Origin of the sequence: Stenotrophomonas sp. Iso1 (assembly GCF_027497995.1) — a bacterium.
In the GTDB taxonomy this organism is placed as follows: Bacteria; Pseudomonadota; Gammaproteobacteria; order Xanthomonadales; family Xanthomonadaceae; genus Stenotrophomonas.
Genome location: NZ_JAODBT010000001.1, coordinates 463,445 through 481,259, shown reverse-complemented (window position 1 = coordinate 481,259; position 17,815 = coordinate 463,445). Strand labels below are relative to the sequence as shown.

The following is a 17,815-nucleotide window of genomic DNA, read 5'->3' as shown; positions in this document are numbered from 1 at the left end:
GAATGGGCGACAAAAACCATAGCACTCAAGCAAGGCCGCTAACGTAGCAAACCCTGTCTCTCACGCATATGACAAGGATCAACCGGATTCAGCTGACAGTGTCCAGCGCGGCCCGCGCTGGCAGACGCCAGTCGATGGGAGCCTGCCCACGCCGCTGCAGGTACTCGTTGACCTGTGAAAAATGGCGGCAGCCCATGAAGCCCCGGTGCGCTGACAGCGGCGACGGATGTGGGGCTTTCAGAACGCGGTGGCGACGGGTGTCGATCACCTTGCCCTTCTGCTGGGCGTAAGCGCCCCACAGCAGGAATACCAAGCCTTCGCGTTCACGGTTGAGCACGTCCACCACGTGGTCGGTGAAACCTTCCCAGCCCCGGCCCTGATGGGACCCGGCCTTGCCCTCTTCCACGGTCAGCACCGCGTTGAGCAGCAACACGCCCTGCTGCGCCCACGGAATCAGACAACCGTGGTCCGCACGCGGAATGCCTTGGTCGGTTTCCAGCTCTTTATAGATGTTGAGCAATGACGGCGGCACCGCCACGCCCGGCGGCACCGAGAAACTCAAACCATGTGCCTGGCCCTGACCGTGGTAAGGGTCCTGACCCAGGATCACCACCTTCACCTGCTCGAACGGCGTGGCATCGAAGGCCGCGAAAATCTGCGGACCGGGCGGGAACACGTGCGCACCGGCGGCCTTGCGCTGGCGCAGGAACGCGGACAACTCACGCATGTCCGGGCGCAACAGCCAATCGCCGATGTGGGCTTTCCAGCTGGGCTCCAGCTGGATCTGCGGCGCGTCGTCCGGGGTCACAGCGTGACCGCCGGCTGTGCCAGACGCGCCAGCCGCAGCTGGAACAGCACCTTGGTCACCAGCAGACGTTCTTCGATGGGCTTCTGCACCAGGTCGTTGGCACCGGCCTGCAGCAACGCCGACTGGTTGTGCGGATTGCCATCACCGGTCATCACCAGCACCGGCAGGCGGCGCTTGCCGTAGCCGAAATCAATGCGGATGCGTTCGACCACATCACGCCCGCTCAACTCACCCTTCAAAGTCACATCCGTCAGCACCAGATCCACTTCGCGCGTGGTGCGGCCCAGCGATTCGGCGGTGAGCAGCGAGAACGCATCCTCGGCGGTGAGCACATGCACGACATGCAGGTTGTGCCGCTCAAGCATGCGCTTGGTGGCTTCGGCCACGACGCGGCTGTCCTCGACGTACAACACGGTGGCGTCGGTTACCGGCTCGGGCTGCACATAGCCACGGATGAAGGCAGCCAGCGCTTCGTGGCCGAGTGCCTTGTCGAAATAGTCGGTGACGTATTCGGTGAAGCGGCGCTGCTCCAGATGCTGCTGGGCATCGCCGGATACCACGATCACCGGCACGTAAGCCTGCCCGGCAGCCTCGCGCACGCTGCGCGCCAGGGCCAGGCCATCACCGTCAGGCAATGCCAACGAGGTGGTGACCAGATGCACCGGGCCGGCGGCCAGCGCCTGACGGGCTTCTTCGATGCTGGCGCAGCCGACCACTTCCACGTCGGGCAGTTCGCGCTTGAGAACGTCGTTGATCAGGCGACGTACCAGTTTGGAACCATCGACCACCATCACTCGCGGTGTGTCGCTGATCAGATGCTTGAGCTCTTGCGTGGACATGCCGGCCTCAGGTTTCGGTCGGGCGAGTCTGCCGGAGGAAATGGCCTGTCACCAGCCATGCCCCCAACCAACCCAGGATTGTCGTGGCGACCAGCACCATCGAAGAATGAAACAGATCGAGCCCGTGCAATACAAACGGGCTGCCGTAGCTCTGTGACAACGTGGCCAACGGTGGCCGCAACGCCAACCCGCAGATGCCAATCAGGCCCAGCGCCAGTGCGCCCGCCGCCAGCCCGTACCACGCGCCAAGGTAGATGAAAGGACGACGGATGAAGCCATCGCTGGCGCCCAGCAACTGCAGCACGCCAATTTCTTCGCGACGGGCCTGAATATCCAGGCGCACGGTGTTGCCAACCACCAACGCCGCACCGAGGCCCAGCAACACCGACAGCACCTGCACCAACCGCGCACCGAAAGCCAACCAGCCATCCAGACGTTTACGCCACAGCGCATCGTGCTGCACCAGATCGGTTTGCGGCAGCGCTTCCAGCGACGCGGCCAGCGCGGCGTCATCGCCGTCGGCCGGGGTGATGATCAGCAACGTCGGCAACGGGTTGTCACCGAGTGCGTCGATGGCCTCACCCAGCCCGGCGCTTTGGCGCAGCTCGACCAGGCCTTCATCGGGCGTGCGCAGCACCACGTTGGCGACGTCCACACGGGCGCGCAACGTCGTGGCGATCTCCTGCGCAGCGGCGGCATCCAGCTCGGGTTTCAGGAACAGATTGATGTCGCGCGACTGCTGCACGCTGCCGGCGAAATGGGTGAGATTGTCCAGCGCAATGGACAGGCCCAGCGGCAAGGCCAGCGCCAGCGCCATCACCGCCACGGTCAGCACGGTCGCCCACGGTTTGCGCAGCGCGCGGCCGAGGCTGAAGACCACGCTGTGCAGGTGATGGTTGATCCAGGTGCCCAGGCGCGATGGCGCGGCGGCTTCGATATTTGCAGGTTTACTCATCGTGCTCGCTCACTCGGCCAGTTCATGTGGCGAGATGTCATCGGCCAACTTGCCGTGATCCAGGATCAACACGCGCTTGCGCATCTGCTTGATCAGCGCGAGGTCATGGCTGACCACCAGCACGCTGGTGCCGCGCGAAGGCAGCTCGGCAAACAGCGACATGATCTCTGCTGCCAGAGTGGGGTCGAGGTTGCCGGTGGGCTCGTCGGCCACCAGTAATTTGGGCTCGGCCACAATCGCGCGGGCAATGCCGACGCGCTGTTGCTCACCGGCCGACAATTCCGTGGGCAGCGCCTTTTCGCGATGCCCCAGACCAACACGTTCCAATACCGAACGCACGCGCTTGCCGGTGTCGGCGCGGCGGTCACCACGCAGGATCAGCGGCAGCGCGACATTTTCGCCGATGGTGCGGTCCACCAGCAGGCGGTGGTCCTGATAGACAGCACCGACTTCACGGCGATGCAGGGCAACCTTGCCGCCGCGCACCTTGAGCAGGTTGCGCTCACCGAACATGACTGCCCCACGCGTGGGGCGTTCGCTCAGGTGAATCAGCTTCAACAGCGTGCTTTTGCCCGCCCCCGAATGCCCGGTGACGAACAGCATCTCGCCAGCTACCACCTCAAAGCTGACATCCACCAGCGCCTGATGGCCACCGGAATATTGTTTACTGACATTGTCAAAACGCAGGACGCTCATGCCGCCGATTATGCCGGAGCGCGAGCGGGGTGCGGGAATGCCGCGTCGATGGCGGCCAGAATCGCCTCTTCTCCCTCAGCGAGAGGAGACATGCGACTTGCAAGCCAGTGTCTTGTGCGGGGTTGAACGTCCGGCACGCTGTGCGAGGCCGGGGCGCAGCGCCGCCAGGCAATGCGCTACGAAAGGTCACCAGGCGCTGCTCAGGAAAATTCCGTCGCAGACCAATCCGTTCGACTTTCCACCGTTCCTCCCAAAGAAAACCCCTCTCGCGTTGCCGGGAGAGGGGTCATGAGATCACCGCATGGGCTGGATCAGCTGCCCGACAGCATCCGGCGGATCTTGCGACCCAGACGCGTCAGGAACGAATCATTGTCGCTGCCACCCCGCATCGGCTTGGCCTGTACCTGCACCGGGCCGTTGCTGCTGGTTGCTGCCGCGGCGCCTTCGGCACCTTCTACCGGGCGACCATGACGACGACGACGGCGCTTGCGCGGGGCGCGCTCACCTTCAACCGCCGGATTGCCGGCAGCAGACGGTGCCTCGGCGGCAACGGGACGCGGCGGCTTCGGCGCAGCGGGCGTGGCAGCAGCTTCGCCTTCCACACGCGGCTTGCGCTCGCGACGCGGTTTGCCATCGGCACCGCGCTCGCCGCTACGGCTTGCGCCGGGCTTGCCGCCGCGACGTGCTTCATCAGCAGCCTTCTGCTCGCGCGCTTCGCGGAAGATCGCACCCACGCTCTCGCCGGCGTCTTCATCCACTTCGTCGCCTTCCACCGGTGCCCGCGCGGCACGCGGCAGCGAGGTCAGCAGCTCGGAGGTCACCGGCTCCACCGGGATCTTCTGCTCGATGTAAGCCTCGATGTCCGGCAGGCTCATCGCGTAGCGCTCGCAGGCGAAGCTGATTGCGTCACCTTCTTCGCCCAGACGCGCGGTGCGGCCGATGCGGTGCACGTAGTCTTCGGCGTCGAACGGCAGGTCGTAGTTGTAGACGTACTTGATGCCGTCGATGTGCAGGCCGCGTGCGGCCACATCGGTGGCCACCAGGACTTCCAGCTGGCCCTTCTGGAAGCGGTTGAGCAGGCTCTCACGCTTCTTCTGCGGCACGTCGCCGGACAGCACGCCGACGCGGTAACCCGCTTTTTCCAGCGAACGCGCAACGCGCTCAACGAATACCTTGGTATTGACGAACACCATGGTGCGGGCGCCTTCGCTGCGCGACAGCAGGCCCAGCAGCAACGGCAGCTTTTCTTCGTCAGCCGGGAAGTAGATGCGCTGGCGCACGCGGTCGGCGGTGATGTTTTCGGTCTCCACCACCAGCTTCTGCGGCTCGTTCATGTGCTCGTAGGCCAGCTCCAGCACGCGGTGGCTGAGCGTGGCACTGAACAACAGCGTCTGCCGCGTGCCGCGCTCTGGCATGCGACGCAGCAGGAAGCGGATGTCCTTGATGAAGCCCAGGTCGAACATGCGATCGGCTTCGTCCAGCACGCAGATCTCGCAGGCGTGCAGCGAAACCACCTTGTGCTGCTTGACGTAGTCAATCAGGCGGCCCGGGGTGGCGATGATCACGTCCACGCCCTGCTGCAGGATCTCGCGCTGCTTGTCGTAGTCCACGCCGCCGTAAACCAGCGCAAACCGCAGGCCGGTCTCGGAGTTGAACTTCATCGCATCTTTGTGGATCTGGATGGCCAACTCACGGGTTGGCGCCAGGATCAGTGCGCGCGGGTCTTCCGGCTTGCGGTCGGCCAGCGCCGGGCGGGTCAGTAGCCGGTTGACCACCGCCACCAGGAACGCCAGCGTCTTGCCGGTACCGGTCTGCGCCTGGCCGGCAACATCGCCGCCCGGCAGCGCCACCGGCAGGGTCAGCGCCTGGATCGGGGTGCAGCGGGTGAAACCGGCTCCTTCAAGGCCTGCCACCAGACTTGGCTGCAGTTCGAAGGAGGAAAAGGTCACATCAGTCAGCGGTTTGTCGCTCATTTATTCTGTCTTTGTAGTGCCGGGCAGCCAGAGTGGCCGGGCGGCTTGCATCGATACGGGCACCGTCGCACACTGCGGCCCCTGCGCCGGGTCGCGCGACGTTGGGCTGTACCCTTTTGTCCGCGCAATGCCCCAGTTTACCGCAATGCGGCCGTCAACCCGGCATGGGCAGTCGCATTGCACCAGGAGACTCCAAGTGAGCGATAAGGTTTTACACGTCGGCGACGCCGACTTCGATAGCGCCGTGCTGCAATCTGGCGAACCGGTCCTGGTGGATTTCTGGGCTGAATGGTGCGGCCCGTGCAAGATGATTTCCCCCGTTCTGGACGAATTGGCCGAGGCCTACCAAGGCAAGCTGAAGATCGCCAAGCTCAATGTGGACGAGAACCGCGCGACTGCGGTGAAGTACCACGTGCGCTCGATTCCGATGCTGCTGCTGTTCAAGGATGGCCAGATCCAGGCCACCCAGATCGGCGCCGTCGGTAAAGGTCAGCTGAGCCAAATGATCGACAAGGCTCTGGCCTGATCGACCGGCATGGTCCGGCGGCCACGCTGCCGCCGGCCCTTCTGGGCCCGCCATACGGCGGCCCAACAAGGTTCCTCCGCCATCTTGCGGCGCCGCGTGTGGCGGTGTTAGTGTCGCTGTATCCGGCAGCTTTCGCCTGCCGCACCCTCCGGCCGGGTTCTCGACCGGATCATTCCCAACCAGTTCGCCGCCCACAGGGCGCTCGCACGTCTTAGCGAGAGGAATCAAGCACTTGTCCGAGAACACTCCTTCCGAAACCGGGAGCGCCGACGCGCCCGTCGAGAAGCGCGTGCGCAAGCCGCGCGTTGCCAAGACCGTAGAGGTCAATGAAAGCAGCACTGCCAGCGCACCGGCTCAGCCGTCACTGCCCTTGCAGCCCGCAGCTCCCGCTCCTTCCCCCGCCCCTACCGCTGAAAGTGCGGCGCCGGCAGCGCAGGCTTCCGCTTCGTCGGGTGGCAATGACGACGGCCCGTCCTCTTCCGGTAATCCCCAGGAAGGTCACGATGCCGGCGAAGGGCGCGCTGAGGGCAACAATCAGCAGCGTCACAACCAACAGAATCAAGGCCAGGGTCAAGGTCAGGGTCAGGGTCAGGGCAACCGCCGTGATCGCTTCCGCAACCGCCGCGACCGCGACCGTAACGGCCGTCCCCGCGACGACAACGGCATGCCCAACGACGGTGGCAACGAAACCCACGTGCCGCGCATGATGCCCGGCGTCCCGGAAGGTTTCCCGGTCTATTCGTTGAGCGACCTCAAGCGCATGCCGGCGCAGAAGTTGCTGGAAATCGCTGAGCAACTGCAGATTTCGGAAGGTGTTGCCCGTGCCCGCAAGCAGGACGTGATCTTCGCGCTGCTGAAGGTGCTGACCCGCCATGGTGACGGCGTCGCCGCCGACGGTGTGCTGGAAATTCTGCCGGACGGCTTCGGCTTCCTGCGGGCGTTCGAGGCCAGCTACCTGGCCGGCCCGGACGATACGTACATTTCGCCCAGCCAGATCCGCCGTTTCAACCTGCGCACCGGCGACCATCTGTCGGGCCGCATCCGCTTCCCGAAGGACGGCGAACGCTACTTCGCACTATCGATCGTGGACACCATCAACGGTGAGCCGATCGAAGCGTCGAAGAACAAGGTGCTGTTCGAAAACCTGACCCCGCTGTTCCCGCGCAAGCGCTTCACCCTGGAGCGCGGCAACGGCTCTTCGGAAGACATCACCGGCCGTATCCTCGACCTGATGGCTCCGCAGGGCAAAGGCCAGCGTGCACTGATCGTTTCACCGCCGAAGGCGGGTAAGACGATGATGATGCAGCAGATCGCCACGGCCATCACCACCAATCATCCGGAAGTGCACATGATTGTGCTGCTGGTGGATGAGCGCCCGGAAGAAGTGACCGAAATGCAGCGCACCGTGCGCGGCGAAGTGGTCTCTTCAACCTTCGACGAACCGGCCGCGCGCCACGTGCAGGTTGCCGAAATGGTGATCGAGCGCGCCAAGCGACTGGTCGAGCACAAGAAGGACGTGGTGATCCTGCTGGATTCGATCACCCGCCTGGCCCGCGCCTACAACAACGTGGTGCCCAGCTCCGGCAAGGTGCTCACCGGTGGTGTCGACGCCAACGCCCTGCACCGCCCGAAGCGTTTCTTCGGTGCGGCGCGTAACGTTGAAGAAGGCGGCTCGCTGACCATCATCGCCACCGCGCTGGTTGAAACCGGCTCGAAGATGGACGAAGTGATCTACGAAGAATTCAAGGGCACCGGCAACAGCGAAGTGCACCTGAACCGTCGTATCACCGAGAAGCGTGTGTACCCGGCCATCGACATCAACCGTTCCGGCACCCGCCGCGAAGACTTGTTGATCGAACCGGAGCTGCTGCAGAAGATCTGGATCCTGCGCAAGCTGCTGCACCCGATGGACGAAATCGCTGCGATGGAGTTCCTGCTCGACAAGATGAAGAACACCAAGTCCAACGACGAGTTCTTCGGTTCGATGAAGCGCTGATTCTTTTACCGGAATCCGCTTCACCAGAAAGCCCCGCGAAAGCGGGGCTTTTTGTTTGCTTGCCCTGCTGCAGGAACCGTCCGGCTCTCAACTGCCCTGCAGCGGGGTCAGCAGACGTGGGCCATTGTTATCGACCAAGTTGACGCTGCCATCGGCCAGCGCATCCGGTGAAAATCCGAGCTGCTCGCTGGCATCGAGCCAAGGTGCACGTTCACGTGGCCCCGGGACGTAGGTCACCCAACGGCCCACGTCACGGCCTTCAGGAGCATTCTTGTTCAGTGAATAGCTCACCGGCACACGCACGTTCCAATAACGCTGCGCGGTCACCTGGCCCTGCGTGGGAATGCGGAAAGTCCACTGCCTGACGCAGTCCCGGGCGCTGGCCGCCAGCATCTCGCGGCTCCGCCGCAGCTCACCTTCCCTGCCGAGGACTGTAAGGTTCACCTGCTCGGCAAACGCATCCTCCACCTTGCCATCTCTGCCGACCTTGAGCACCAGATAAACGCTACCTGACACACCGGCAACTATTGCCTGCTGAGGATAACGTGGGGGTATCGAGTCAATGATCGCGATGCCCTCCGGGCCATCAGAGTCAACACGGTTGAAATTGATGCCGCCTAAGCTGACTTCATAGCGACCATGGTCAAGTTCGCGGGCGATCACCCGCAGGCTCATAGGCGCCAGCCCGCGCACCGGGACGCCATCCTTGAGGACAGGCTCGAAGCGCCACTTCAAAGCCGCGTTGCGCACCAGGTCAACCAACGCAGTGGGCAGTGCTTCCTCTTTCTCCAGCTTTATGGCCGACACCGAACCGTCGGTTTCGATGGTCACTTCGCCACGGACCACCATGCTGCTTTCAACCCGTTCGCGAACCGCAGAGATCCCGCCGCTACCGGCACTGGCAACTGCCGGCATCCCTGCCATCAGTGCCGCGCCAACCGCCATTGCTGCAAGCATGTGTCGCATCCCACATCTCCCTGTGCATGGAATCCGGATTAGAGCGCAGGCCCCAGGCTGCAGCAAGCCTCACGCCAAACGCAATGCCGGCGGATATGGCGGCGTGTCGGGATATCGCCCCTCACGGAAGCCCGCCTGCAGGGCTTGCCACCATGTGGGATCGAACAGCACGGCATGCTTTTCACGCACTACATCCAGCAAGGCACCCGGCAACCCCATGAACAAACCAAAGCGCTCGGGGAACACATCATTGGCCGCCACATGGAACCAGGGCTCGCTGGCCATGGCCTCCTCCTCGCTGCGCGGCTGAGGCCATGCCCGGAAGTTGCAGTCGGTAAGCAGGCACAGTTCGTCGTAGTCGTAGAACACCGCACGCCCATGCCGTGACACACCGAAATTCTTCAGCAACATGTCACCCGGGAAAATGTTGTTGCAGGCCATGTCGCGGATGGCCTGGGCGTAGTCCAGCGCGGCCGAGCGTGCGGCTTCCGTGCCCTGCTCGCGCAGGTACAGATTCAAGGGACGGAAGCGCCGCTGCACGTAGCACAGCGAAATCACCACGTCGTCGCCTTCGATGCGCACGCTCTGCGCGCAGTGATTGACCAGCTCGTCCAGCAGTTCGGGCGAGAAACGGTTAATCGGGAAGCGCAGGTAGCGATACGGCTGCGCGTCGAGCAGGCGACCGATGCGATCCAGGTTGAAGACCAGCGCGTACTTCTCTTCGACATCCTGCCGGCTCATGGTCTTGGGCCAGGCGAAGCGGTCGCGGATGAGTTTGAACACCAGCGGATAGCTGGGCAGCGTGAACACCGCCATCACCATGCCGGGCGTGCCGTCGGCATGCACGAGCCGCTCGTTCCCATGCTGCTGGAAGTGGCTGAAGAAGGTACGGTAACGCTCGGTCTTGCCCTGCTTGGCGCGGCCCAGCACGGTGTAGATCTCATCCACCGGCTTGCCCGGCAAGATGCTGCGCAGGAACACCACGGCATCGGCCACGGTAGGCAGATTGGCCTGGAAATAGCTGCGCGAGACGCCAAACAGATGCGCCACATCACGCCGCCGGCTCAATACCGCTTCGACCCGAATGCCATCGACCTCATTGACCAATGCGATCACGCAGGGTGAGAAACGGTGTTCACCGAATACACGGCCGACCAGATACGCACGGCGTTCGCGGTAAAACACGGTTTCCAGCAGCTCGATGGCACGCACCGGATACGCGCCCCAATGTGCAAGATCATCCTGCAGGCGCACAGCGATGGCTGCGGCACAACGCAGCTGGTGCCGGTAGGGAACATCGAAGGCGTAGTCGGACAACAAGCGCGAAAACGCCTCTGCCGGCCGTGATTCCGATACTGCATACACGTGACGTGCAACGGGATGGGTGATGGCATCGGATGGTTCGATATCCAACGCCATGAACTCGATGCCATCGTCCACGCCATGCGTGCGGAACAGACGCCGCGTCAACGTGTTGTAGAAGGTTTTGTACAACTCGCAGTCGATGCGACTGGCAACCAGATCATCGAAGCCCGCTTTCACTTCAGCCCACAGCGCTTGCGTAGGCACCTGCTCGCCCAGCAATGCCTGCAGCTGCTGCTTACAATGCGCGACGCATGCGTCGTAGAACTCGGTACGTTCCACCGCGTCGGTTTTGGCGCTGGCCCAGTCGCGCGTCTGGAAACGATCACGCGCGCGCCGGGTGATGTCGGCAAAGCCTTGGTGATAACGCTCAAAGCCTCCCGCGATGCAGGCGGCGATACGCTCGGCCAGTATCGGTGCGACGGTCGGTGTGCTCATCGGCGTGACTCCCGATGATGCAGAGGGCTTACAAGTGCGGTGCAGAAGCAGTGCGGTTGCATGCAGGCAGCTGGCGGGGGTTTGCGTGACCATACGCCAGAGACCGGTGGTCGGCACAGCCCTTGGTGTGTTTTGGTCAATCTGGTCGTGGTTGGTGCGGGCTTGCTGCAGCGTCGGTGTGAGCGGTGATGCCAGGGCTTCAACCGCTATCGGCCGAGGTGCGGATGCAGGTGCTACCGCGATTGGGAGACCGCGAAGGCGACGCCGCTTACGGCACGCCCAGCGCTGTTTGCGCCCGCCAACTGGCGGTCAGAAAGCAGAAGTGATGACCCGACATCTGTCGGTTGAAAGCCCATCTTCGCGAATGACGGTCGAGGGTGCCGGCGATTTCCACCCTCGCGGGAATGAAGATCAAGAACAAGCGGTTTGTCACTGTGCCGCCAACACCCACCACGTCACCTACCCGGCCAGTTCCGCCTGGATTTTGCGACCGCATTCGCGAGCGCTCCACAGCACATGACCGATGACACTGCGTTGGCCGCAGGCAGCCATCAGCAGCAATGAGCCGCGCGGCAACGTGACCGACTGCATCAGCACCTTGCCTTCGCTGGCTTCCAGCATCAGCACATCCATCGTGCCCAACGAAAGCTCCCGGCCGACCGCGCTGGCCAACGCCAGCATTGCGCTGGTCATGGCCGCCAGGCGTTCGCCGCTGGAAGCGTGTGTTGCCGCCTGTGCCAATGCGAAACCATCCACGCTGGCGATGACCACCGCACTCACGCCGTCCACGGATTCGGAGAATTCCTGCAGCTTGCGTTCCACCAACGTTACTTCCCAGTCCTCAAGCACCGCGTTCCTCCCTGTCTCAGACATGTTCTTCCACGAGTGCGGCCGCTTCCACTTCCCCCATCAGCACATCCATCAACATCATCACCGCGTCCTCGGAGCGGGCGTCGAAGGGCACCACAGGCAAGGGCCTGCCGGCCAATGCCTGCACACGCAACTGGCAGCCATCCAGATCCACGTCCGGCGTCAGGTCGAACTTGGAGATTCCCACCACGGCAGGTAGGTTGCGCGCGTGCTCCTGCAGCACCCGCAGGTAGCAGTCCAACTCGTTCACCACATCCGGGCTGGACGCGTCGGCCAGGATCACCACGCCGCGCGCGCCCTGCAGCAGTACCGGCCAGATGAAGGAAAAACGCTCCTGCCCCGGCGTGCCATACAGGCGCAGGCGGTCGCCATTGGGCAGGCTCACGTCGCCATAGTCCATCGCTACCGTGGTGGCCAACTTGGACGAACTGGTGTCGGTGTTGAGCACGTCAGTGTCGATGACGGTGCCACCGGCCACGGCACGCACGAGGGTCGACTTGCCGGCACCCATCGCGCCCAGTACGACAATCTTGTGTTCGATCATGCAAAGCTTCCTGTGCGATTGCGGACGCTGCGCCACATGCGTGCGAGCAGTGCACTGGCTCCTTGTCGGGTCGGCGGCGGTGCGGGCGGTGCGACTTCGGGAACCTTCACCTCGGCGTAGCCGCACAGGTAAGCCGAGCGCATGAACGCGCGGGTGGCATCAACGTCCAACTCCAGCAGCTGCGTGCATTCGTACAGGGTGCAGGGTTTTTTCAACAGCAGCGAACACAACCGGAAACCATCGTGCTGATGTGCCAGCACGCGGAAATCCGGCCAGCGCAGCAGGCTTACCTGCGCATGGTGCTGCAGACGACGTTCAAAATCGGTCCAGTTGTCGCTGTGCTGTGCCATCTGCCACAACAGCGGCCGCAGCGGTTGTCGCGATACGCTGCCGGCCAAGGCCTGAAAGCGTTGCGATGACAGTTCCTGCAAGGACAACAGATCGAACAGATCGCCCAGTTGCTGCGCAAGATTGGTGCCCGCTGAAGCACCGGCATTCAGCGGCACAGCCAGGTCGTGTTCGAAGTCGATCAGCAGCATGGGCTCGCTTTGCACGGCCAGCAATGCGTAGCCCGTTCGTTCCTGCAGACGCTGCCGCAACAGCCGCGTCATCTGCTTGGCACCAACGGCCAGGAACAGACCTTCGGTGTTCTCTGGAACCAATGACGTTGGCGCTGATATCGGGGCCAACGCACGTTGTATCTGCGCGTCATCCAAATGGCATGTCGAGTTTGACCGACCGTCGTGGACAACGCCTGCGTCGTCATGCATCCAAAGACGCATGGCCGGCCGTTTGCTGGCCATATGCAGCGCGGCGCTGCGCAGGGCGGGGGTGTCCCGCACCAACAACAGGTCGCATTGATCCAAGTCGGCACAGCGTTGCAGTGCCTCCGGTGGCAATCCCGCCACCTGCAGCAATCGCCCAAGCAATGCGCGCTCCTCGCGGGTGTCCGAGCCCACTACCAGCACCCTGGTCATGCTCCCTTCCCCTTTAGACGATGTTGCGTCCCAGCGATACCACGTCTGAACACGCAGGCTATGCCAGATGTCGCATGTGAAAGGGTGATTGGACACACAGTTCAACCGGACTGTAGTTCCCTGCGTGATGCAATGCTCAACAAGACCAAAGATATCGCACGCTTCATTGCCGCAGCAGCGTGCAGGACAAGTGAAGATGCGCGCATGGCGACGACCGCATCACACGCGTGATTGAGAGTTGTCATCGCAGCGCCTGACGATGACAACTCTTACGTTTGGCCGGCGCGGCGACTACTGCCGGGTAAATCCATCGTCGTTCTTCCAGAAAAAAACCTGCGCCGGTGAGGGCGCAGGTTTCTTTGTTGCTGCAATCCTGCGGTAGCAGGTTGTTGCGATCAGCCCTTCAGGCTGGCAACTGCGGCGTTGAGCGTGGCACTCGGACGCATGGCCTTGCTGGCCTTGGCCACGTCGGGACGGTAGTAGCCGCCGATGTCCACCGCCTTGCCCTGCACGGCAGCCAGTTCATCGACGATCTTCTGCTCGTTGCTGGCCAGCACTTCAGCCAGCGGCGCGAACTTGGCCTTCAGTGCCGCATCGTCGTTCTGCTCGGCCAATGCCTGTGCCCAGTACATGGCCAGGTAGAAGTGGCTACCCCGGTTGTCGATGCCGCCAAGCTTGCGCGAGGGCGACTTGTCGTTGTCCAGGAACTTGCCGTTGGCCTGGTCCAGTGCGTTGGCCAGTACCGCAGCACGCTTGTTGTCGTAACGCTGGCCCAGGTGCTCCAACGATGCAGCCAACGCAAGGAACTCACCCAGCGAATCCCAGCGCAGGTAATCCTCTTCGACAAACTGCTGCACGTGCTTGGGTGCCGAACCACCGGCGCCCGTCTCGAACAGGCCACCACCGGCCATCAGCGGTACGACCGACAGCATCTTGGCGCTGGTGCCCAGCTCCAGGATCGGGAACAGATCGGTGAGGTAGTCGCGCAGCACATTGCCGGTCACCGAGATGGTGTCCTGGCCGTTGCGGATGCGCTCCAGCGACACCGCAGTGGCGTCCACCGGCGACAGCACGCGGATATCCAGGCCGCTGGTGTCGTGGTCCTTCAAATACTTTTCGACCTTGGCGATCACCTGCGCGTCATGCGCCCGGTCCGCATCCAGCCAGAACACCGCCGGGGTGTTGCTCAGACGGGCGCGGCTGACGGCCAGCTTCACCCAATCCTGGATCGGTGCGTCCTTGGTCTGGCACATGCGCCAGATGTCACCGGCTTCCACGTTGTGTTCGAACACCACGTTGCCGGCGTCGTCGCTGACCTTGACCACCCCATCGGCGGTGATCTGGAAGGTCTTGTCGTGCGAGCCGTATTCTTCGGCCTTCTGCGCCATCAGGCCCACGTTCGGCACCGAGCCCATGGTGGACGGGTCGAACGCGCCATGCAGTTTGCAGTCTTCAATCACGGCCTGGTACACGCCGGCATAGCAGCGGTCCGGGATCACGGCCTTGGTGTCCTGCAGCTTGCCTTCGGCGTTCCACATCTTGCCGGAGTCACGGATCATCGCCGGCATCGAAGCATCGACGATCACGTCCGACGGCACGTGCAGGTTGGTGATGCCCTTGTCCGAGTTGACCATCGCAACCGCCGGACGCTTGCCGTACTCAGCGGCGATGTCGGCCTTGATCGCTTCCTGCGTAGCTTCCGGCAGCTGCGACAGGCGTGCGTACAGGTCGCCAATGCCGTTGTTGGCATCAAAGCCCACTTCCTTCAGCGCAGCGGCGTGCTTGGCCAGCACGTCCTTGTAGAACTCCTCGACCACGACGCCGAACATGATCGGGTCGGAGACCTTCATCATCGTCGCCTTCAGGTGGAGCGAGAACAGCACGCCCTGCGCCTTGGCATCAGCCACCTGAGCGTCGATGAAGCTGGCCAATGCCTTGCGGCTCATCACCGAGGCATCGACGATTTCGCCAGCCTTGACTGCGGTCTTTTCCTTGAGCACAACGGTCTTGCCGTCGTTCTGCACGAGTTCGATCTTCAGGCTGCCGGCGTTGGCCAGCGTGGCCGACTTTTCGCTGCCGTAGAAATCACCGCCGTCCATGTGCGCGACGTGCGACTTGGAATCGCTGCTCCACGCGCCCATGCGGTGCGGGTGCTTGCGTGCGTAATTCTTCACCGACAGCGGCGCGCGGCGATCCGAGTTGCCTTCGCGCAGTACCGGGTTCACCGCGCTGCCCTTGATCTTGTCGTAGCGCGCCTTGATGTCGCGCGAGACGTCGTCGGTGGGTGCGTCCGGGTAGTTCGGCAGGATGAAGCCCTGGTCCTGCAGTTCCTTGATGGCGGCCTTGAGCTGCGGCACCGAGGCCGAGACGTTCGGCAGCTTGATGATGTTGGCTTCCGGCTGGGTTGCCAGCGCACCCAGCTCAGCCAGGTCGTCGCTGATCTTCTGCCCTTCTTCCAGGTAATCCGGGAACTGCGACAGGATGCGGCCGGACAGGGAGATGTCACGGGTTTCGACGCTGATACCGGCAGTGGCGGTATAGGCATCGATGATCGGCAGCAGCGACTGGGTGGCCAGGAACGGAGCTTCGTCGGTGAGCGTGTAGATGATCTTCGGCGTATTCGACATGGGGGCAGGAACTCTCTTGCTGACGGATGCGTTGCGTATGGGACGGGGTGACCGTGCCGTGGTGCGGGCGTCGCTGCGATGGCAGGCACCCGCCCCCGGCTTGGCTGCCGCCGTGGGGAAACCTTTGCATTGTCGCGTTTTCAACCGGGTCGGGCAAAAATGCGCCATACGCAAACGTAGGGATGAAGCGAGCGTTTCCCATGCAACCGTGCGCAGGCCTTGCGCTGCCTTGCCTCGCGGGCCACCTCATGATGCTGGTCTCAGCTGCAACCGATGTTCTTGTCGCAGGACAGAGGCAGTTGCTGCGCAATCGTTGCGGAACCAACTCCGCCACGGTCGCATCTGGGCATGTTCTCGGCGGGCGATTTTGCAGGGAAGACGTCAGCGGAACAGGTCTCCGCTTCACGGGGTGGGCCACGAATAAAAAAGGCGCAGCCAATTGGCTGCGCCCATGCGTTTGCCGACGGGAGAGAGGCGTCGGCGAACGCCCTACCTCACTTCACCTCGAACTGCTGCGGCATACCAGCCGCCTTGCCATCGACAGTGACGTCGGCGGTGTACTTGCCGGCCGGCCAACCGCTGGGCTTGGTGAATTCGATGTTGGTGGTGCCAGCGTCGGTGGTGTTGAGGGATGCGTTCTGCTCGCCGGCCACCTGGCCGTCCTGATAGGTCAGCTTGGCAGCGACGTTGACGTTGCTTGCGGTACCACTGGTTTTGACCGAGACAACGATCTTGTCCTTGGTGCCAAGCGTTGCGACCGGTGCCACCGACTGATCGGCGCCAACGGTATTGCCCACCGTGACCGAAGTGACGCTGACGGCGGCCGGTGCAGCCTCTGCCATGGGAGCCGGTGCCGGCGTGCTAGCCGCTGGCGGCGGGACGACTTCGGCTTCTTTCTTCTTACAACCAACCAAAGCGACGGCACCAACCACGGCGATCATCAGGGCACTACTGAGCGAAGTCTTCTTCATGGATTGCTCCGAAACGGGTTTGGGAATAAACAACTCAATGACGCGGGCTTCTTCAGCCCTGACGCGGGGGAATCTTCAGTACTTGCCCGGGCTTGATCTTGTCCGGGTCGTTAAGGACATCGCGATTGGCGTCGAAGATCTTTTTCCATGCGTTTGCGTCACCGAGCAGATGCTTGGCGATCTTGGAAAGGTTGTCGCCCGCCTGCACCGTGTACTGCTGTTCGCCCACGATCTCTTCGGTACTGGTCACCGTTGAGGTGACATCGGAAAAATCTGCCTTCGGCACGACCTGCTCAGTGCTTGAGACGGTGGAACTGACGTCGGAAAAATCGGCCTTCTTATCGGTACCCATCCAAGCCACTCCGCTTCTTGACTGGCGACCACCATTGCACGTCGCCTGTTAAGGATTTATCGCGCTGGCGTAAAGCCCGCGTGCGGAGACAGCTTCAGTTCGGTTTATTGACGCAGGTCGCGGATTGGCGCCTGCACGCCGGCGTGGCCCGGGGTGAAGCGGCGCGGATTGATGTCCAGCCCGCCACGGCGGGTGTAGCGGGCTTCCACGTCCAGCCATGTCGGGGCGCAGCGGCGCATGACTTCCAGGAAGATGCGCTCCACGCACTGTTCGTGGAACTCGGCGTGATCGCGGTAACTGATCAGGTAGCGCAGCAAGCCTTCGCGGTCGATGCGCGGGCCGTGGTAGCGGATGCTGACGCTGGCCCAGTCCGGCTGGCCGGTGACCGGGCAGTTGGACTTGAGCAGAGCCGAGGTCAGGGTCTCGCTGACCACGTTGTCGGCATCGGCGGACAGGTACGCCTCTTGCGGCGGGCCGTAGCAGTCGATGTCCACGTCCAGGTGGTCGATGGTCTCGCCCGGAGCGTGGGCAAACTCCGGCAGGCCGAATTCGACCCGCACGTCGGCACCGGCACAGGCCGACAGGTCGGTGGCGATGCGCTCACGCACCGCTTCGGCGCGGTTGAAACGGGCGCTGTTGAGCGAGTTCAGGTACAGCTTGAGCGACTTGGACTCGACCAGGTTCGGCGAGCTGCCCGGCACCCACAGGGTGGCCGTTTCCACGCAGGGCTTGCCGCGTGCATCCAGCCAACCCACTTCATAAGCGTGCCAGCGGTCTTCACCGTCAAAGGGCAGAGCATGGTCGGCCAGCCCGATCTCGGCGCGTGCGGCGGCACGTGGAATCGGGAACAGCAGGCTGGCGTCGTACTGGCGCGGGTAGTCGACCTCGCGGCCGAGGCTGGAGTCTTGTGGGGTATTCATCGGC

At 63.0% G+C, this 17,815-nt stretch carries 16 protein-coding genes; 2 read left to right on the top strand and 14 right to left on the bottom strand.

What is annotated here, in order from left to right; genetic code table 11:
- Nucleotides 1–88: 88 nt before the first annotated feature.
- The 5 genes from ung to rhlB all read right to left on the bottom strand — a co-directional run bounded on the left by ung (nt 89) and on the right by rhlB (nt 5,271).
- Complete coding sequence (ung, locus tag PAN08_RS01905; RefSeq protein ID WP_269789865.1) at nt 89–808, bottom strand: uracil-DNA glycosylase; 720 nt, start codon at nt 806–808, stop codon at nt 89–91.
- On the bottom strand, nt 805–1,647 hold the full coding sequence (locus PAN08_RS01900; protein WP_269789864.1) for a response regulator: 843 nt from the start codon (nt 1,645–1,647) through the stop codon (nt 805–807). Before PAN08_RS01900 ends, ung begins: the two co-directional genes overlap by 4 nt.
- Nucleotides 1,648–1,654: 7 nt before the next feature.
- Nucleotides 1,655–2,602: a permease-like cell division protein FtsX gene (ftsX, locus tag PAN08_RS01895; RefSeq protein WP_269789863.1), complete on the bottom strand. Its 948-nt coding sequence runs from the start codon at nt 2,600–2,602 to the stop codon at nt 1,655–1,657.
- Between the two features lie 9 nt (nt 2,603–2,611).
- Nucleotides 2,612–3,298 carry a cell division ATP-binding protein FtsE gene (gene ftsE, locus PAN08_RS01890; RefSeq protein ID WP_269789862.1) on the bottom strand — a complete coding sequence of 229 codons (687 nt, stop codon included), beginning with the start codon at nt 3,296–3,298 and terminating at the stop codon, nt 2,612–2,614.
- Nucleotides 3,299–3,609: 311 nt separating this feature from the next.
- Nucleotides 3,610–5,271, bottom strand: a complete 1,662-nt coding sequence (gene rhlB, locus PAN08_RS01885) for an ATP-dependent RNA helicase RhlB (protein WP_269789861.1) — start codon at nt 5,269–5,271, stop codon at nt 3,610–3,612.
- 196 nt (nt 5,272–5,467) lie between these two features.
- On the opposite strand from rhlB, the gene trxA reads away from it, so the two are divergent.
- Together trxA and rho are read left to right on the top strand one after the other, a co-directional pair.
- Nucleotides 5,468–5,797 carry a thioredoxin TrxA gene (gene trxA, locus PAN08_RS01880; RefSeq protein ID WP_057632160.1) on the top strand — a complete coding sequence of 110 codons (330 nt, stop codon included), beginning with the start codon at nt 5,468–5,470 and terminating at the stop codon, nt 5,795–5,797.
- A 232-nt stretch (nt 5,798–6,029) separates the two neighbouring features.
- The gene (rho, locus tag PAN08_RS01875; protein ID WP_269789860.1) at nt 6,030–7,793 is read left to right on the top strand and encodes a transcription termination factor Rho; all 1,764 of its coding nucleotides are present in this window, start codon (nt 6,030–6,032) and stop codon (nt 7,791–7,793) included.
- An 87-nt stretch (nt 7,794–7,880) separates the two neighbouring features.
- Here the strand turns inward: rho and PAN08_RS01870 are convergent, their stop codons facing one another.
- The 9 genes from PAN08_RS01870 to queF all read right to left on the bottom strand — a co-directional run bounded on the left by PAN08_RS01870 (nt 7,881) and on the right by queF (nt 17,811).
- The gene (locus PAN08_RS01870) at nt 7,881–8,759 is read right to left on the bottom strand and encodes a protein tonB (RefSeq protein WP_269789859.1); all 879 of its coding nucleotides are present in this window, start codon (nt 8,757–8,759) and stop codon (nt 7,881–7,883) included.
- Nucleotides 8,760–8,819: 60 nt separating this feature from the next.
- Nucleotides 8,820–10,550: a bifunctional isocitrate dehydrogenase kinase/phosphatase gene (aceK, locus tag PAN08_RS01865; RefSeq protein ID WP_269789858.1), complete on the bottom strand. Its 1,731-nt coding sequence runs from the start codon at nt 10,548–10,550 to the stop codon at nt 8,820–8,822.
- A gap of 459 nt (nt 10,551–11,009) precedes the next feature.
- Nucleotides 11,010–11,423, bottom strand: coding sequence for a roadblock/LC7 domain-containing protein (locus tag PAN08_RS01860; RefSeq protein WP_269789857.1), 414 nt, complete (start codon nt 11,421–11,423; stop codon nt 11,010–11,012).
- Nucleotides 11,416–11,964, bottom strand: coding sequence for an ATP/GTP-binding protein (locus PAN08_RS01855; RefSeq protein WP_269789856.1), 549 nt, complete (start codon nt 11,962–11,964; stop codon nt 11,416–11,418). The genes PAN08_RS01860 and PAN08_RS01855 overlap by 8 nt, the downstream gene beginning before the upstream one ends.
- Nucleotides 11,961–12,941: a hypothetical protein gene (locus PAN08_RS01850; protein WP_269789855.1), complete on the bottom strand. Its 981-nt coding sequence runs from the start codon at nt 12,939–12,941 to the stop codon at nt 11,961–11,963. Before PAN08_RS01850 ends, PAN08_RS01855 begins: the two co-directional genes overlap by 4 nt.
- Nucleotides 12,942–13,336: 395 nt before the next feature.
- Nucleotides 13,337–15,568, bottom strand: coding sequence for an NADP-dependent isocitrate dehydrogenase (locus PAN08_RS01845; protein ID WP_269789854.1), 2,232 nt, complete (start codon nt 15,566–15,568; stop codon nt 13,337–13,339).
- 494 nt (nt 15,569–16,062) lie between these two features.
- Nucleotides 16,063–16,539, bottom strand: coding sequence for a hypothetical protein (locus tag PAN08_RS01840; protein ID WP_269789853.1), 477 nt, complete (start codon nt 16,537–16,539; stop codon nt 16,063–16,065).
- Nucleotides 16,540–16,591: 52 nt separating this feature from the next.
- Nucleotides 16,592–16,891, bottom strand: coding sequence for a LysM peptidoglycan-binding domain-containing protein (locus tag PAN08_RS01835; RefSeq protein ID WP_269789852.1), 300 nt, complete (start codon nt 16,889–16,891; stop codon nt 16,592–16,594).
- A 104-nt stretch (nt 16,892–16,995) separates the two neighbouring features.
- Nucleotides 16,996–17,811, bottom strand: coding sequence for an NADPH-dependent 7-cyano-7-deazaguanine reductase QueF (queF, locus tag PAN08_RS01830; RefSeq protein WP_269789851.1), 816 nt, complete (start codon nt 17,809–17,811; stop codon nt 16,996–16,998).
- Between the last annotated feature and the right edge of the window lie 4 nt (nt 17,812–17,815).

Bases quoted from the DNA above. Each gene is read 5' to 3' on its own strand.
- PAN08_RS01900 (WP_269789864.1), bottom strand. From the start codon at position 1,647: ATGTCCACGCAAGAGCTCAAGCATCTGATCAGCGACACACCGCGAGTG.
- ftsX (WP_269789863.1), bottom strand. From the start codon at position 2,602: ATGAGTAAACCTGCAAATATCGAAGCCGCCGCGCCATCGCGCCTGGGC.
- ftsE (WP_269789862.1), bottom strand. From the start codon at position 3,298: ATGAGCGTCCTGCGTTTTGACAATGTCAGTAAACAATATTCCGGTGGC.
- rhlB (WP_269789861.1), bottom strand. From the start codon at position 5,271: ATGAGCGACAAACCGCTGACTGATGTGACCTTTTCCTCCTTCGAACTG.
- PAN08_RS01870 (WP_269789859.1), bottom strand. From the start codon at position 8,759: ATGCGACACATGCTTGCAGCAATGGCGGTTGGCGCGGCACTGATGGCA.
- aceK (WP_269789858.1), bottom strand. From the start codon at position 10,550: ATGAGCACACCGACCGTCGCACCGATACTGGCCGAGCGTATCGCCGCC.
- PAN08_RS01860 (WP_269789857.1), bottom strand. From the start codon at position 11,423: ATGTCTGAGACAGGGAGGAACGCGGTGCTTGAGGACTGGGAAGTAACG.
- PAN08_RS01855 (WP_269789856.1), bottom strand. From the start codon at position 11,964: ATGATCGAACACAAGATTGTCGTACTGGGCGCGATGGGTGCCGGCAAG.
- PAN08_RS01850 (WP_269789855.1), bottom strand. From the start codon at position 12,941: ATGACCAGGGTGCTGGTAGTGGGCTCGGACACCCGCGAGGAGCGCGCA.
- PAN08_RS01845 (WP_269789854.1), bottom strand. From the start codon at position 15,568: ATGTCGAATACGCCGAAGATCATCTACACGCTCACCGACGAAGCTCCG.
- PAN08_RS01840 (WP_269789853.1), bottom strand. From the start codon at position 16,539: ATGAAGAAGACTTCGCTCAGTAGTGCCCTGATGATCGCCGTGGTTGGT.
- PAN08_RS01835 (WP_269789852.1), bottom strand. From the start codon at position 16,891: ATGGGTACCGATAAGAAGGCCGATTTTTCCGACGTCAGTTCCACCGTC.
- queF (WP_269789851.1), bottom strand. From the start codon at position 17,811: ATGAATACCCCACAAGACTCCAGCCTCGGCCGCGAGGTCGACTACCCG.